Source organism: Streptomyces sp. NPDC058683 (assembly GCF_042716195.1).
GTDB lineage: Bacteria > Actinomycetota > Actinomycetes > Streptomycetales > Streptomycetaceae > Streptomyces.
This window is the reverse complement of the sequence record NZ_JBHXSK010000005.1, coordinates 41,703-57,691: the sequence shown is the minus strand read 5'-3', so window position 1 is coordinate 57,691 and position 15,989 is coordinate 41,703. Positions and strand designations below refer to the sequence as shown.

At 70.4% G+C, this 15,989-nt stretch carries 10 protein-coding genes and 1 pseudogene; 8 read left to right on the top strand and 3 right to left on the bottom strand.

All coding sequences use genetic code 11. From position 1 onward, the window contains the following. The first annotated feature begins 3 nt into the window (after positions 1 to 3). From ACFWXC_RS07055 to ACFWXC_RS07025, 7 genes are all read left to right on the top strand, one after another. The gene (locus tag ACFWXC_RS07055; protein WP_384474307.1) at positions 4 to 597 is read left to right on the top strand and encodes a histidine phosphatase family protein; all 594 of its coding nucleotides are present in this window, start codon (positions 4 to 6) and stop codon (positions 595 to 597) included. Positions 598 to 846: 249 nt separating this feature from the next. Continuing rightward, complete coding sequence (locus ACFWXC_RS07050) at positions 847 to 2,091, top strand: ROK family protein (protein ID WP_384474304.1); 1,245 nt, start codon at positions 847 to 849, stop codon at positions 2,089 to 2,091. A 22-nt stretch (positions 2,092 to 2,113) separates the two neighbouring features. Further along, positions 2,114 to 4,027 (top strand): glycoside hydrolase, encoded by a 1,914-nt coding sequence (locus ACFWXC_RS07045; RefSeq protein WP_384474876.1) that lies wholly within the window; start codon positions 2,114 to 2,116, stop codon positions 4,025 to 4,027. A 261-nt stretch (positions 4,028 to 4,288) separates the two neighbouring features. Beyond that, positions 4,289 to 5,554, top strand: a complete 1,266-nt coding sequence (locus ACFWXC_RS07040; protein ID WP_384474301.1) for an ABC transporter substrate-binding protein — start codon at positions 4,289 to 4,291, stop codon at positions 5,552 to 5,554. 20 nt (positions 5,555 to 5,574) lie between these two features. Next, complete coding sequence (locus tag ACFWXC_RS07035; RefSeq protein WP_384474298.1) at positions 5,575 to 6,540, top strand: carbohydrate ABC transporter permease; 966 nt, start codon at positions 5,575 to 5,577, stop codon at positions 6,538 to 6,540. A 17-nt stretch (positions 6,541 to 6,557) separates the two neighbouring features. After that, positions 6,558 to 7,427 carry a carbohydrate ABC transporter permease gene (locus ACFWXC_RS07030; protein ID WP_384474873.1) on the top strand — a complete coding sequence of 290 codons (870 nt, stop codon included), beginning with the start codon at positions 6,558 to 6,560 and terminating at the stop codon, positions 7,425 to 7,427. A 25-nt stretch (positions 7,428 to 7,452) separates the two neighbouring features. After that, complete coding sequence (locus tag ACFWXC_RS07025; protein WP_384474295.1) at positions 7,453 to 10,311, top strand: glycoside hydrolase family 2 TIM barrel-domain containing protein; 2,859 nt, start codon at positions 7,453 to 7,455, stop codon at positions 10,309 to 10,311. A gap of 13 nt (positions 10,312 to 10,324) precedes the next feature. On the opposite strand, the gene ACFWXC_RS07020 is transcribed toward ACFWXC_RS07025, so the two are convergent. The 3 genes and pseudogenes from ACFWXC_RS07020 to ACFWXC_RS07010 all read right to left on the bottom strand — a co-directional run bounded on the left by ACFWXC_RS07020 (position 10,325) and on the right by ACFWXC_RS07010 (position 15,167). After that, complete coding sequence (locus tag ACFWXC_RS07020) at positions 10,325 to 12,196, bottom strand: ArnT family glycosyltransferase (RefSeq protein ID WP_384474292.1); 1,872 nt, start codon at positions 12,194 to 12,196, stop codon at positions 10,325 to 10,327. A gap of 196 nt (positions 12,197 to 12,392) precedes the next feature. Continuing rightward, a complete protein-coding gene (locus ACFWXC_RS07015) occupies positions 12,393 to 14,195 on the bottom strand; it encodes a bifunctional sugar phosphate isomerase/epimerase/4-hydroxyphenylpyruvate dioxygenase family protein (protein ID WP_384474289.1) in 1,803 nt (600 codons plus the stop codon). 85 nt (positions 14,196 to 14,280) lie between these two features. Continuing rightward, positions 14,281 to 15,167, bottom strand: a pseudogene (locus tag ACFWXC_RS07010) (shikimate dehydrogenase). Positions 15,168 to 15,311: 144 nt separating this feature from the next. Between ACFWXC_RS07010 and ACFWXC_RS07005 the strand changes: the two are divergent. Beyond that, a complete protein-coding gene (locus ACFWXC_RS07005) occupies positions 15,312 to 15,977 on the top strand; it encodes a TetR family transcriptional regulator (protein ID WP_384474287.1) in 666 nt (221 codons plus the stop codon). The last annotated feature ends 12 nt before the right edge of the window (positions 15,978 to 15,989 follow it).

Sequence of the window (15,989 nt, the reverse complement as noted above, 5' to 3'; positions counted from 1 at the left end):
ACGGTGGGGGACCTCCTTCTGGTCCGCCACGGTGAGACGGAGTGGAGCCTGTCGGGACAGCACACCAGCTGGACCGACCTGCCCCTCACCCAGCACGGCGAGGAACAGGCCAAGTCCCTCGCCCCGCTGCTCACCGGCCGGACCTACGCACTGGTACTGGCCAGCCCGCTGAACCGCGCGATACGCACGGCCGAGCTGGCCGGCCTCACCGGGGTCGTACCCGATCCCGACCTGCACGAATGGGACTACGGCGGCTACGAGGGCATCACCACGGTGGAGATCCACCGCTCCCGCCCCGACTGGTACCTGTGGACCGACGGCGTGCCTCCGGGCCCGGCGGGCCACCCCGGCGAGTCGCCCCAGGAGATCGGCGCCCGGGCCGACCGGGTGCTCGCCACGGTGGACAAGGCCCTCGCGGGCGACGACGGTGATGTGGTCCTCGTGGCCCACGCCCACTTCCTGCGGGTGCTCACCGCCCGCCGCCTGGGGCTGCCGCCCGCCGAGGGCCGGCTGTTCCAGCTGGCCACCGGGACGGTCAGCCGGTTGTCCATGGAGCACGGGTGGCCCGTGATCGCCGAGTGGAACAAGACGCCGTAAGCGGCCTCGTGACGGCCCGTCAGTAGCAACTGGCGGGCCGTTTCGACGTGTTGGACCGCCCCGGTACCGCCCCCGGACCATCCCGGGCGGTGCCCGCGATCCGTGCCGACCTCGGGGCCGAGGCGTCGCGAGTTTCTACGGCCCCTTTCCTAACCCCTTGTCGAAAGTCCCGCGAAGCCCATAGCCTTGCGCCGCGCCGGTGCCGTCGTCCGACCGGGCCCGGTCGTGACGGATGGGAGGGGCAGCCGCGTGAAGCGCACATCGCGTGACATCCGCACCGCGAACCGCTACGAGGTGCTGCGCCAGATCATCGCCCAGTCCCCCACCTCCCGGCAGACGCTGGCCGCCGCCACCGGACTGAGCGTCGCCACGGTCGCCACGCTCGTCGGCGAGCTGCTCGACCTGCGGATGATCACCGAGGTCGGTTTCGAGGACTCCGCGGGGGGCCGTCCCCGGGGTCTGATGGCCGTCAACGCGGCGGGCGGCGCGCTGATCGGCGTCGACATGGCGGAGACCTACATCCGGGTCGAGCTGTTCGACCTGGGCCTGAACGTGCTGGCCCGCGCCGTTGAGGACATGCGCCCGGGCGAGCACCGGCCCGCGCAGGTGGTCGGCCATGTCGCCACCGCCGTCGGCTCGGTGGTCGCCCAGGCCGGGGTGGAGGGCGCGCGGGTGCTGGGCGTCGGGGTGAGCGTGCCGGGGCAGGTCGACCGGGGCACCGGGATCGCCGAGTACGCGCCCAACTGGGACTGGCACGACGTGCCGCTGCTGGATCTGCTGTCCGAGCACATCGCCTACCCGCTGTACCTGGACAACCCGCTGCGGGCGAGCGCGGTGGCCGAGCTGTGGTTCGGGGCCGCGCGCGGACACGAGGACGCGGTGGTGGTGAACCTCGGGACCGGGGTGGGCGCCGGGCTGGTCCTGGCCGGCGGGCTGTACCGGGGGGTGAGCAACAGCGCCGGGGAGTGGGGGCACACCACCCTCGTGCTGGACGGGCGGCTGTGCCACTGCGGCAACCACGGCTGTGTCGAGACGTACGTCGGCGCGCCGGGGATCATGCTCAACCTGCGCGAACTCAGCCCGCGCAGCACGCTGTTGCACCCCGAGGACCAGACGGCGACCGTCGACGCGCTCGCCCGCGGGGTCGCCGCGGGCGATCCGGTGGCCGTCAAGGTCGTCCGCGACACGGCCCGTTACCTGGGCGCCGGCATCTCGGACCTGGTGAACCTGTTCAACCCCGAGGTGGTCGTGCTGAGCAGCTGGGTCGCCAGGAAGCTGGGCACACCGCTGCTCGACGAAGTGCGCGAGGCCGTCGGGCGGCACGCGCTGAGGCGGCCGTTCGCCGCCACCGAGATCGTCCTCTCCCCCGTCCCCACCGACCCGGTGTGCCTCGGCGCGGCCACGTCCGCGCTGGAGGGCGCCCTGCAGTCGGTGGGGCAGCGGCCCTCCAGACGCACCACCCCCGCAAGGAGCCGTACCGCACCACCTTCATGACGACGGAAGGGATGCCGTTTTGATCCGCACGACGCGCACGAAGAGAGCGGTCCTCGCCGTGGCCGCGGCCACGGCCGTACTGACCGTGACGGGGGCCCTGATCAGCTCCCCGCCCGCGAACGCCGCCGACTCCGCCGGAACAGCCGACACAGCCGGCACAGCCGGGACGGCATCGGCGGAGGTCTCCCCGCACGCCGCCCAGACCATCGACGACATCGGAGCTTCGGGCGCCTGGTGGGTCAACGACCTCCAGCACTTCGACCCCAAGGTCCAGGCCAGGGTGGCGAAGCTGCTGTTCTCGAAGCAGGGCCTGGACCTCAGCTCGTACCGGTACAACATCGGCGGCGGCGGGGTCGCGGTCACCACCCCGGCCCGGGCCGCCGAGGACTTCACCGGCCCCGACGGCACCTACGACTGGAGCAAGGACAAGGGCGGTCGGACCTTCCTCGAGTACGCCGCGAAGTACGGCGTCGAGGACCTGATCGGCTTCGTCAACAGCGCGCCCGCCGAGTGGACCACCAACGGGCAGAGCTGCGGCGGCCAATTGAAGACGGCGAACGAGACCGACTACGCCAAGTACGTGGCCGACGTCACCGACCACTTCGCCCGCCAGGGCGTGCGCCTGGACTACATCAGCCCCTTCAACGAGCCGGACAACGACTTCGGTTCGTGCGGTCAGGAGGGCATGCAGGTCACCGTCGACCAACGCGACGACATCGTCAGGGCGCTGGGCGCCGAGCAGCGGGCCCGGCACCAGGGGACCGGGATCATCGCCGACGAGTCCAGCAGCACCGTGCAGTTCACCACCGAGGTCCCGCAGTGGCTGTCCCAGCCGGACACCGCGCAGTACGTGTCCAAGCTGGCCCACCACACGTACAACAACCCCGGCGACGGCCAGCTGGGCAACGTCTACGAGACCGCGAGGACGGCCGGCAAGACGTCCTGGGCCTCGGAGATCTGCTGCTTCGGCAAGGGCTCGACGGGCTGGAACCAGGAGTACGACCCGACGATCGACAACGCCCTGCTGATGTCCCGGATCGTCTACAAGGACTTCGCGAGCTCCCACGACTCCGCCTTCCAGTGGTGGGTGGCGCTCGCGAGCGGGTACGGCAGCGACCCGAACGCCAGGAACGACGAGGGCTGGAACGACGGCCTGATCTACTACGACCCCGACTACGCGACGAACGGCAACCAGACGCTGTACTTCACGAAGCGGTACTACGCGCTCGGCCAGTACAGCAAGTTCGTCAAGCCGGGCTCGGTCGCGCACAACGTCACCGGCGCTCCGGACGGGGTCGAGGTGTCGGCGTACGACCTCCCCCAGGCTCGAACAGACTCGCCCGGGGGGACCCCCACCGGCAAGTGGGTGGTCGTGGTCAACAACCACAACACCGTGGACACCCCGCTGAGCCTGCACTTCAACGGCAAGACGCCGGTACGGGCCAGGGAGGCGGTGCGGACCTCGGCCACCGAGGACTGGGCCGACGTCGCGCGGCCGACGGTGAGTTCGGGTACCGCCTCCGCGACACTCGCGGCCCGTTCGGTCACCACCTACGTCTTCGACCAGAAGGGCCACGGCAGTTCGGCCGTGACCGGTTCCCTGGTGGGCAGGCAGTCCGGCAAGTGCCTGACCGCGGGCGCCTCCGGGGCCGCCATCGCCACCTGCACGGGCACGGACCAGTCCTGGTCGTACGACGCGAAGGGCACCCTGAAGGGCGCGAACGGCTACCTGACGGCTTCGGGTTCCGGTCTGACGACCACCGCCGACTACACCGGTGACGCGGGCCAGCGCTGGCTGCTGAACGCCAACGGCCAGATCCTCAGCGAGGCGTCAGGCAAGTGCCTGGACGTGAGCGGGCAGGCCACCTCCGACGGCGGCAAGGTGATCCTCTACAGCTGCAACGGAGGCGCCAACGAGGCCTGGACCAGGCAGTAGCCGCACCACTCCGCACGAACCGAGGGCCGCCGGCCACCCCCTGATCCGGCGGCCCTCAACTCACCCTGCTTTCCGTCCTGTTCGCCATCCCGAACCGGGTACAACGTTTCGCGCAGACTTCGTCCAACCTCTTGCCGAAGTATTAGCCGAAGGTTAACGTCCCGCACCGCAGCGCAATTTCAGCCATCTGGCTCCCGGGGGTTTTCAGGGCCTCCCACGGCCGCGGAGTCGCAGCCGCACTCGACAGACAAGGACGTCAGCATGTCGGCACTCAGCAACAACAACTGGTCCCGCCGGTCTCTCTTCCGGGCGGCCGCGGGTATGGCCGCAGCCGGCACACTGGCCGCCTGCGGCGGCAACAACGGGCGGGGCGGGGGCTCCGGGTCGGGCAAGCAGCTGACCCAGATGTTCCACGCCTACGGCGAGGCGGGCACGGAGCAGGCGATCAAGCGGTACGCCGCCGCCTACAAGGACGCCGACGTCACCACGCAGTGGATCACCAGCTCCGACTTCGAGAGCAAGCTCTTCGCCACGCTGCTCACCAAGAGCGCCCCCGATCTGTTCGAGTTCCACCCGCAGATCCAGATGGTCAAGAGCGGTCAGGTCGCCGACCTGAGCGACCTCATCGACCCGGTCAAGGACGACTTCAACCCGGCCGACATCAAGTCGCACACGGTCGACGGGAAGATCTACGGCGTCCGGATGATCGACGACCCGCAGTTCTTCTTCTACCGGCCGTCGCTCTTCGAGAAGGCGGGTGTCAAGGTCCCGGAGACCCTCGACGAGCTGATCGAGGCCGCCGCCAAGCTGACCACCAGCAAAATGAAGGGCCTGTACCTCGGCAACGACCTGCACGCGATCATCAGCCCGCTGATCTGGTCGGCCGGTGCCGACACGCTCGACGACAAGAACCAGATCGCCTACCACACGGACGGCGTCGTCGAGGGCCTGAAGAAGCTGCGCAAGCTGTTCACCAGCGGCGACCTGCTGCTCGGCGCCCCGACCGACTTCTGGGACCCGTCCTCGCTCAACCAGGGCCTGTGTGCCATCCAGTTCTGCGGTATGTGGGCGATGCCGCAGTTCCAGAAGGTGCTCGGCGACGACCTCGGGGTCTTCCCCTTCCCGAAGACCATCGACTCCGGCAAGCAGTCCGTCTACAACGGCGGCTGGTCGATGTTCGTCAACGCCAAGGGCGACAACGTCGACGCGGCCAAGGAGTACGTGAAGTGGCTGTGGATCGACCAGAAGAAGTACCAGGAGGACTGGGCGACGTCGTACGGCTTCCACATCCCGCCGCGCACCTCGATCGCCGCGTCGGCCACCAAGCTCAAGTCGGGCCTGCCCGCGGAGGGCGTGAAGCTCTTCAACGAGTTCGGGCACTTCGACAACATCGGCTGGACCCAGGCGATGATCCAGGGCACGTGGGACCTCCTCTCCAACTGCGTCCGCAAGGACGGTGACCCGGAGAAGGCGCTCGACCAGTGCGACAAGACCGTCAACCGCGAGCTGAAGAAGCTCTTCGGATAAGTCGGCGGACGGAACAGACCATGTCGACGACCACGACGCGCGACCTCGCCAACCCCGCCCCGGCGAAGGCCAAGTCGGCCAAGCCGCGGCGGGGCCTGCGGGGCAGCCGCACCCTCAGCTTCTGGCTCTTCATCAGCCCCTTCCTCATCGGGCTGATCGTCTTCATCTACGTGCCGATCGGCTGGAGCATCTACCTCAGCTTCTTCGACGCACGGTTCACCGTCACGCCGGACAAGTTCATCGGCCTCGACAACTACACCTACATGCTGACGGACCCCAAGTTCGTCGGCTCGCTCGGCACCTTCACCGTGTTCGCCGCGTTCATCGTGCCCACCACCTGGGCGGTGTCGCTGGGCCTCGCCCTGCTGGTCAACCGGATCCGGTTCATGCGGGCGTTCTTCCGGTCGGTGTTCTTCCTGCCGACCGCGTGCAGCTATGTCGCCGCGTCCATGATCTGGAAGATGTCCATCTTCAGCGGGGTCCGCTTCGGCCTGATGAACACCGTCCTCGGCTGGTTCGGCATCGAGAACATCGCCTGGCTGGCCTCCCCCAGCCCGCCCTGGTACTGGCTGGTCATCGTCACGCTCCGCCTGTGGCTGCAGTCCGGCTTCTACATGATCCTGTTCCTGGCGGCCCTGCAGAACATCCCCGGCGAGCTGTACGAGGCCGCCGCCATCGACGGCGCGAGGCCGGGCTGGCAGACCTTCCGGTACATCACCCTGCCCCAGCTGCGGGCCACCTCGACCGCGGTGGTCCTGCTCCTGCTCATCGCCGCCTACCAGGCCTTCGACGAGTTCTACAACCTGCTCGACAAGACCACCTGGGGCCGGCCTCCGCTGGTCGAGCTCTACAGCACCGCCCTGGGCACGCAACAGGACTACGGCGCCGGCAGCGCGGGGGCCGTCATCCTGACCGCGCTGATCATCATCGTCACCCTGTTCCAGGGGAAGATCATGGGCTTCGGAAGGGGGGAGGAGGCCAAGTGACCACCACCACGCCCGACATGCACAAGACCACGCCCGCGAAGGGCAGGCGCTCCGGCCGGCGCGGCGGAGTGATGGGCAGCACCGGCCTCTACATCGCCACCGGTGTCGCCACCCTCCTCTTCCTGGTGCCGTTCTACATCCTGCTCCGCAACGCCCTCTCCACGGACCCCCAGATCACCGGGGAGCACTGGGAGATCTTCCCCACGCACCTGCAGTGGGGCAACGTCAAGGAACTCTTCGACGACCCGCAGGTCGACTTCGCCCGGTCGATGTGGAACTCGCTGGTCGTCGCCGTCTCCATGACCGCCGGCATCCTGCTGGTGTGCTCCCTGGCCGGATACGCCCTGGCCCGCATCCCCTACAAGCACGCCAACAAGATCTTCTACGTCGTCCTGGGCACCCTGATGGTCCCGACCTCGGTGACCTTCGTGCCCAGCTTCGTGCTGGTCTCCTCGCTGGGCTGGGTGGACACCTACCGGGGTCTGATCGTCCCGGGCCTGTTCAGTGGTTTCACCTGCTTCCTGTTCCGGCAGTACTTCCTGGGGTTCCCGAAGGAGCTGGAGGAGGCGGCACGCGTGGACGGGCTCGGGTACTGGGGCGCGTACTGGCGCGTCGTCGTACCCAACTCGCTGAACTTCTTCGCGGCCATCGCCACCATCACCTTCATCGGCGCCTGGAACGCCTTCCTGTGGCCACTGGTCATCGGTCAGGACCCGGGGGCGTGGACCGTCCAGGTCGTGCTCTCGTCGTACATGACCAACCAGACGGTCGTCTTCCACACGATCTTCATGGCCACCGCCATCTCCATCCTGCCCCTGGTGTTCGTCTTCCTCTTCCTCCAGCGCTGGCTGGTGCAGGGGATCGCGCAGACCGGCATCAAGGGCTGACACGCTTCGAACGACCTGGAGACCGATGTCTTTCCGAACCTCCGCCACCGACTACGTCGAGGACGTCTCCCCGGGCTCCGGCGCCCTGCCGCCCCGGGCCCGGTACCCGCACTCGGACGCCGAGTCGCTCTCCCTGAACGGCAGTTGGCGCTTCCGGCTGTCGCCCACGGCCGACGCCGAGGACGACGCGTTCGCCGAGCCGGGGTACGACGCCGGCGGCTGGGCGGAGGTCTCGGTCCCGGGCCACTGGGTGCTCCAGGGCCATGGCGCACCGATCTACACGAACCACCTCTACCCGTTCCCGGTCGACCCGCCGCGGGTCCCGACCGAGAACCCCACCGGCGACCACCTCCGCGTCTTCGACCTGCCCGAGGGCTGGGACCTGACCGACGGCGGGGCGGTCCTCCGCTTCGACGGGGTCGAGTCCTGCGCCCGGGTCTGGCTGAACGGCACGGACATCGGCGAGTTCAAGGGCTCCCGGCTGCCGCACGAGTTCGCGGTCGGCCACCTGCTGAGGCCGGCCGGCAACGTACTCGCCGTCCGCGTCCACCAGTGGTCGGCCGGTTCCTACCTGGAGGACCAGGACCAGTGGTGGCTGCCCGGCATCTTCCGTGACGTGACCCTGCTGCACCGCCCGGCGGGCAGCGTCCTGGACTTCTTCGTCCACGCCTCCTACGACCACCTCACGGGCGAGGGCACCCTGCGCGTCGACTCCGATGTCGACGGGCGGGTGTCCGTGCCCGCCCTGGACATCGATGTCGCGACCGGCGAGCCGGTGACGGTCCCGGTCCAGGCGTGGACGGCGGAGACCCCGAAGCTGTACGACGGGGTGCTGGCCACCGAGGGCGAGCGGGTGCCGTTGCGGATCGGCTTCCGGACGGTGGCACTCGCCGACGGGCTGATCAAGGTCAACGGCACGCCCGTCCTCTTCAAGGGCGTCAACCGGCACGAGTGGCACCCCGAGCGGGGCCGCGCCCTCGACCTGGAGACCATGCGGGCGGACGTGCTGCTGATGAAGCGGCACAACATCAACGCGGTCCGCACCTCCCACTACCCGCCCCACCCGGCCTTCCTGGACCTGTGCGACGAGTACGGCCTGTGGGTGATCGACGAGTGCGACCTGGAGACCCACGGCTTCACCGAGCAGGCCTGGCGGGACAACCCGGTCGACGACGACCGCTGGACCCCGGCCCTGCTCGACCGGGCGGCCCGGATGGTCGAGCGCGACAAGAACCACCCGTCGGTGGTGATCTGGTCGCTCGGAAACGAGGCCGGCACCGGCCGGGGCCTGACCGCGATGGCCGAGTGGATCCACGGCCGGGACCGGTCACGGCTCGTGCACTACGAGGGTGACATCAACTGCCGTGACACGGACGTCTATTCGCGGATGTACGCCGACCACGCCGAGGTCGAGCTGATCGGCCGGGGCCTGGACGGCGGCACCCACAAGCGACGGCAACTCCCCTTCATCCAGTGCGAGTACGGGCACGCCATGGGCAACGGCCCCGGTGGCCTGGCCGACTACCAGCGGATCTTCGAGTCGTACGACCGGATCCAGGGCGGCTTCATCTGGGAGTGGATCGACCACGGCATCAAGGACGAGCGCTACGGCTACGCCTACGGCGGCGACTTCGGCGAGGAGCTGCACGACGGGAACTTCGTCTGCGACGGACTGGTCTTCCCCGACCGGCGGCCCTCCCCCGGTCTGGTCGAGTACAAGAAAGTGATCGAGCCGGTCCGGTTCGAGGGCGACGGCGCCGCCGTCCGGGTCACCAACAAGCAGGACTTCGCCGACCTGTCCGCGCTGGCCTTCACCTGGTCGTACGAGGTCGGCGGCGAGACCGTGGAGTCGGGCCGACTGGCCGTACCCGCCTTGGCGGCCGGTGAGTCGGCGGAGGTGAAGCTGCCGGAGCCCCCGGTCGCCACCGGCAGCGGCGAGACGCAGTGGACGGTGCGGGCGGTACTGGCCGCCGACACCGCCTGGGGACCGCAGGGGCATGTCGTGGCCTGGGGCCAGTTCCCGGTCTCGGGGCGGCAGTTGCCGTCCTTCGCCGCCTCCGCCGGACCGGTGGTGTCCGGCGGCGGGCTGATCGCTCTCGGCCCGGCCGCCTTCGATGCGCGCAGCGGCACGCTGCGGAGCATCGGCGACGTGGCGGTGACCGGACTGCGGCTGGACGTATGGCGGGCGACGACCGACAACGACGACGGCGCCGCCTGGCAGAGCGACCTCCGCTACGGCACGCTGTGGCGGAAGTTCGGTCTGCACCGCATGCGGCACCGCCTGGACGCGGTGGAGCCGACCGGCGACGCGTTGACCGTGCGCACCCGGGTGGCGCCCGCCGCCTGGGAGTTCGGACTGGTGACCGTCTACCGCTGGACCACGGACGGCAGCCGCCTCGGACTCACCGTCTCCGTGACCCCCGACGGCGACTGGACGGTGCCGCTGCCCCGGCTCGGCGTCCGCTTCGGCCTGTCGGCTGCCGACCGCGTGCGATGGTTCGGCGGCGGCCCGGGCGAGGCGTATCCGGACACCAAGGCGGCCTCGATGGTGGGCCGTTGGCAGTCCACGGTGGACGACATGCAGACCCCGTACCTCCGCCCGCAGGAGAACGGCGCCCGCGCGGACGTCCGCTGGGCGGAGATCGGCGGCCTGCGGATCGAGGGAGCCCCGGAGTTCTGGTTCACCGCCCGACGCTGGACCACCGAACAGCTGGACGCGGCCGCTCACCGCACCGACCTCACCCCGGGTTCCACCGTGTGGGTCAACCTGGACCACGGCCAGCACGGCATCGGCTCGCAGTCCTGCGGACCGGGTGTCCTGCCGCCGTACCAACTCCACGCCGGACCGGCCGAGTTCTCCTTCGTGTTCTCGGACATCGGCTGACCCTTCGGCCCGGTCACCCGCCGTGCCCCGGCCCGCAGCGGTACACGGTGTAGGCCGAGACATGGACCGGCGAGCAGTGGCCGATGACCCAGCGCATCAGGGCCCGGCCCGGGGTCCTGGCGCCCCGGGCACGGCGGGTGAGGTCGGCACGGCCCAGGAGGACGTACCGGAGTCTGCCGGTGTCGATCAGATGCTGGAAGGCCGGGGCGGCGGGGTAGGGCACCTGGGCGGTGAAGCCGCCCACCGGCAGGACCGGGGCGTCGGCCGCGAGGATGTACGGTGCCGCCGCCTGCCAGCGGGGTACGGCGGCCAGATAGCGGGCGCCGTCGCGGTGCCCGGTGAGGTAGACGAGGACCCGCTGCTGGGCCGGGGTCAGGGCCGAGGTGGCGTTGTGGACGCGGACGCTGGCCGGGCCGACCCGGCCGAAACCGCCGGGCTGGTTGTACCGCAGGGACAGCGCGGACGCGGACCACACGGTGGGGATGACGAGGACGGCGATGAGGGCGACGGCGATACCGGGCCGGTGCCCGCGCGGCCGGTCGGCGACGAGCAGCGCCAGGGCCGGCAGGGACAGTCCTACGGCGACAGCGACCGACCAGACGAAGAAGCGCGGGTAGGTCAGGGCGAGGGCCGCGCACCAGGCGACATTGACGGCGAGCACCGCACCCAGCACGCCGCGCCGCCGCAGCCGGGTCACGCCCGCCCCGGCCAGCGCCGCCAGGGCCACCGCCACCACGCCCATGTAGTAGGTGTGTCCGGTCACGCTGCCGAAGCTGAAGACCAGGAAGAAGGTCACCAGCCACACCCCCCACATCAGATACCCGGCCAGGGCGGGGTCGGTGCGCGGGACGCGACTGCGCCACAGCGCCGACAGCCCGGCCGCCAGGCCGAGCGCCGCCAGCGGATACAGCCAGCCGGTCTGGGTGGCGATGCCGGGGCTGAACATCTTCCAGACGGTGTCGCCCATGCCCGCCGACAGCGTGCTGTGCGCCCGGTCGGCGACGATGCTGCCGGTGCCGGCCGCGTCGACGCCCAGCGCACGGAAACGGGTGAGGAAGTTGTAGCCGACGACCAGCCCGAACGGCGAGTTGTCGGTCGTACCGTCCAGGTACGGGCGGCCCGAAGCCGGAGTGAGCGTGGCCACCAGCATCCAGGACAGGGACACCGTCAGCATGACCGCGCCCGCCACGGCCAGGTCGCGGATCCGGCGGCGCAGGGACGTCGGCGCGGCCACCAGATAGGGCACGGCCAGCGCGGGCAGCACCGCCCAGGCCTCCAGCATCTTGCACTGGAAAGCCGCCCCGACCCAGACGCCCGCCAGGACGAGGGTGCGCATCCGGGCGCGGGCGGTGGCCCGTTGGGCGGCCTCGGCGGCGAGCAGCAGCAACAGCACGAACGGCGCGTCCTCGGTGACGGAACGGGCCAGGCCCACGGTCACCGGGGTGAGCGTGAGAAACGCGGCGGCCAGCAGCCCCGCCCCCACCCCCGCCCAGCGCCGTACCACCACATGCAGCAGCACCACGGCGGCCACGCCTTCCAGGCCCTGCGGGATCACCAGGGCCCAGGGGTGGAAGCCGAAGGCCAGCGCCGACAGGGCCTGCGGCCACAGGAAGCCGGGCAGTTTGTCGAGGGTGATCGAGCCCGCCGGGTCGAAGGAGCCGTAGAAGAAGGCGACCGGGCTGTCGGTCATGCTGCGGACCGCGCTTGCGTAGAAGGCGTGGTACGCGCTGTGCCAGATGCCCCAGAAGTAGAGGAGCGCGGCGACGGCGGCGACGGCACCGAGCAACGGGCGCTCGTAGCGCTCGGTGCGGGTCCGCGCCGGGGTCGGCGGAGGCGGCGGACCCTGGACACGGACGAGCGGCACGGTGACGGCAGGGCTCGGCATCGGAGGCGGCCTCCAGGACTCCCGGGTTCCAGGACTTCCGGTACGTCCTGGATTGCTACGGCCTCTAGGACGGGTGGAAATCGGCGAAGGTCACATCCGGAACGGTGAGAACATTCCGGATCTTCGTGAGTATCCGCCGCAGCGCCTGTGAGCAGCCTGCATCCGGGCCGTGTCTCACCGGCCTCTCACCGCAAGCTCACCCGGCGGCTCGGCGGGCGGGCCGCCCGGCGTGCTGGGCCGCGAGGCGCACCGGCGCGTTCTGGGCGCCGTATCCGCGATAGCCGGGATCACGCTCGACCAGTTCGAAGAACACCCGTCCGACGGTCCGGGTGTAGCAGTGCCGGAAGACACCGCCCGCGTCCCGGTCGTAGAGGATGCCGAGAGCGCGGTAGGTCTCCAGCTCGCCGTCGGCGAACTCGAACCGGGCGGCCAGGTCGTCGTAGTAGTTGGCGGGAATGGGCAGCGGGCTGCCGCCGGCGGCGCGGAAGGCGCGGGCCGCGGCGACGACGTCGTCGGTGGCCAGGGCGATGTGCTGGGCGTGCAGGGTGTCGTCGGCCGGGGCCGCGCCGACGCCGAGGGCGATCCGGACACTGCCGTCGGCGTTGGTGACGGCGCGCGAGCGCAGCAGCCCGTAGGGGTCGGCGACGTCGACGCTCTCCTGGGCGTGCAGGCCGAGGACGCTGCGGTGGAAGAGGGTCGCCTCGTCGTACTGGTGCCAGGGCTGGGTGAGCGCGAGGTGGTCGATGCGTGCCGGGACGGAAGCCGGGGTGTGCGCCACGCCGACGAAGTCGGCCCGCCAGTGGGGGTGTTCGGGGTCGCGGCCGGTGGCGCAGAAGAACAGTTCGGTGCCGTCGGGGGCGGCGACCGCGTCGAGCGGGGCGTCCTTCGGGGCGCGGCGGCGGGGCAGTACGGGGGCGAGCAGGGCCTCGGCGCGGCGGGCGGCGGCCCGGGGGTCGGGGGACTCCAGGCCGATCGCGGCGAGTTGGGTGCCGTCGCGGCGGGCGGCGGGGCCGGTGTTGACCAGGATCCGGGCCTCGCCCCGCTCCCACAGGTCCACCGGCTTGCTGCGGTGCCGGGCGGTCCGGGCGAAGCCGAGGGCGCCGAGCAGCGCGGAGACGGGTTCGGCGTCGGGGGTGACGAGTTCGGCGAAGGCGACTCCCGTCGGCACGACGGGCGCGGGCAACTCCCCCACGCCTACGGCCTCCTGGAGCACCAGCAGCGAACGGTGCGCGTCGACGGCGGTCGGCCCGGCCTCGGCCTGCCGGAAGACGTCGTTGAAGACTTCGAGGGAGAGCGGCCCGTCGTATCCGGTACGCAGCACGTGCCGCACCAGCCCGGCGACATCGAAGCCGCCCTGCCCCGGGAAGCACCGATGGTGGCGGCTCCACTGGAGCACGTCCATGGCGAGCAACGGAGCGTCGGCCAGCTGGAGAAAGAAGATCTTCTCGCCGGGGACGGCCTCGATGCCCTTGGGGTCGGAGCCGCGGGAGAGGATGTGAAAGCTGTCGAGACAGGTCCCGAGGGCGGGGTGGTCGGCCGCCTCCACGATCCGCCAGGCATGGTCGTACGTACTGACGTGCCGACCCCAGGCGAGTGCCTCGTAGGCGACGCGGATACCGAAGTCCTGGGCGATCGTCGCCAGTTGGGAGAGCTGTTCGGCCGCGAGATCGTCGTCGTCGAGAGCGAGCGGGGAGACGGAGGAACAGACGAGGACGGTGTCGGCCCCCAACTCCCCCATCAGCTCGAACTTGTGCCGGGCGCGGCGGAGGTTGCGCGCGAACTCGTCGGCGGGGACGGCTTCGATGTCCCGCATGGGCTGGTAGAGATCAATACTGAGCCCCAGATCGGCACACCGGGCCCGTATCTCGCGGGGCGAGAGGGGACTGGCCAGCAGATCGTTCTCGAAGATCTCTACGCCGTCGAACCCGGCCCGGGAGGCGGCGGCGAGCTTTTCGGTGAGGGACCCACTGAGCGAAACAGTCGCGATTGAAGTATGCATTGCGGCATTCCTTACGTGTTGTGCAGCGCCCCTTCTTTCAGGGGCGCGGGGAACTGCGCGACCAGCCACATTCGGCCCGCACCCGTCACACGACATCGCGCTCCGGCACACGAGCCAACGCCGCAATGTCAGCAAGCATCCGCACGCTGTCCGCCTCCCTCCCCGTGAACAACCGAAACGCATCCGCAGCCTGGAACACCGCCATCCCGCCCCCGTCCAGCACGGCGCACCCCAACGCCCGAGCGGCCCGCACCAGCTCCGTCTCCAGCGGCCGATACACCACCTCGGCCACCCACAGCCCCGGATGCAGCAACTCCGCCGGCAACGGCAGCCCCGGATGCGCCGCCATCCCCGTCGGCGTCGCATGCACCAGCCCATCGGCATCGGCCAGCAGCCCCGCCAGCCGGTCCGGCGTCGCGGCGACCGCCCGCCCTTCGCCGAAATACCGGTTCAGAGAGCTCGCGAGATCCGCGGCCCGGTCGGCGAGCGCGTCCACGACAGTGACCCGCTCCGCCCCCAACGTGAGCGTCGCGTGCGCGACGGCGGCCCCCGCACCCCCCGCGCCGAGCTGCACCACCCGCTCCAGCGAAGCGTCCCGCAGCCCCCGCGCGAAGGACGCCGCGAACCCGGTCACGTCGGTGTTGTGGCCCACCGCCCTCCCGCCGGCCTCGAAGACCACCGTGTTGACCGCGCCCAGCGCCTCGGCCTGCGGGGCGAGCGCGTCCAGGTGCTCGATGACGAGCTGCTTGCAGGGGTGTGTGATGTTGAGCCCGTCGAAGCCGAGGTCACGGGCGGCCCGCACCAGATCCCCCACGGCCTCGGGCGGCACGCCCAGCACGTCGATGTCGATCAGCCGGTACAGGTACCGCAGCCCCTGCCGGTGGGCCTCGCGCTCGTGCAGGGCCGGGCCGGGCTGAGCGACGGTCCGATTCCGGAGCCGATCAGTCCGACGAGAAACGAGTCCTTGGCCACGGGGACCTCCTGAGCTGAGCCCTAATGTACGAACTAGTACGTTAGCTATATCAGGCGAACCGTCCTCCGGGAAGACCCTGGCCACCGGACCCGGCCCGCCTTCTAGAATCTCCGGCACCGGAGCCGTACTCCCGAAGGAACCCGATGACCAGCGTCGAAGAACCGGCACAGACCAGCGGGCGGATCCGCGACGCCGCCCGCACCCGGGCCGAGATCCTCGACGTGGCCACGCAGGAATTCGCCCGGGCCGGTTACGACGGTGCCCGCGTCGACGAGATCGCGGCCCGCACCCGCACCACGAAGCGGATGATCTACTACTACTTCGGCGGCAAGGAACAGCTGTTCACGGCGGTCCTGGAGCGGGCGTACGGCGTGATCCGCGAGGCCGAGCAGCAGCTGGACGTCGATCACCTGGACCCGGTCGCGGCGATCCGCCGGCTGGCGGAGCTGACCTTCGACCACCACGAGCAGCACCCGGACTTCATCCGCCTGGTCAGCATCGAGAACATCCACGGCGCCGAGCACATCGCGGCCTCCGAGAAGCTCGGCAGGATCGGCTCACCGGCCCTCGACGTGATCCGCCGGATCCTGAGCCAGGGCCAGGAGTCCGGGCTGTTCACGGCCGACGTCGACGCGGTCGACCTGCACGCGATGATCAGCTCGTTCTGTTTCTTCCGGGTCGCGAACCGGGCCACGTTCGGTGCCCTCTTCGGCCGTGACCTGGTGGACCCGGCGCAGCGCGCGCACTACCGGACCATGCTCGGCGACATGGTGATCGCCTACCTCACCGCGGAGCGCGCGGCGGGCTGACCGCCGTAGCCG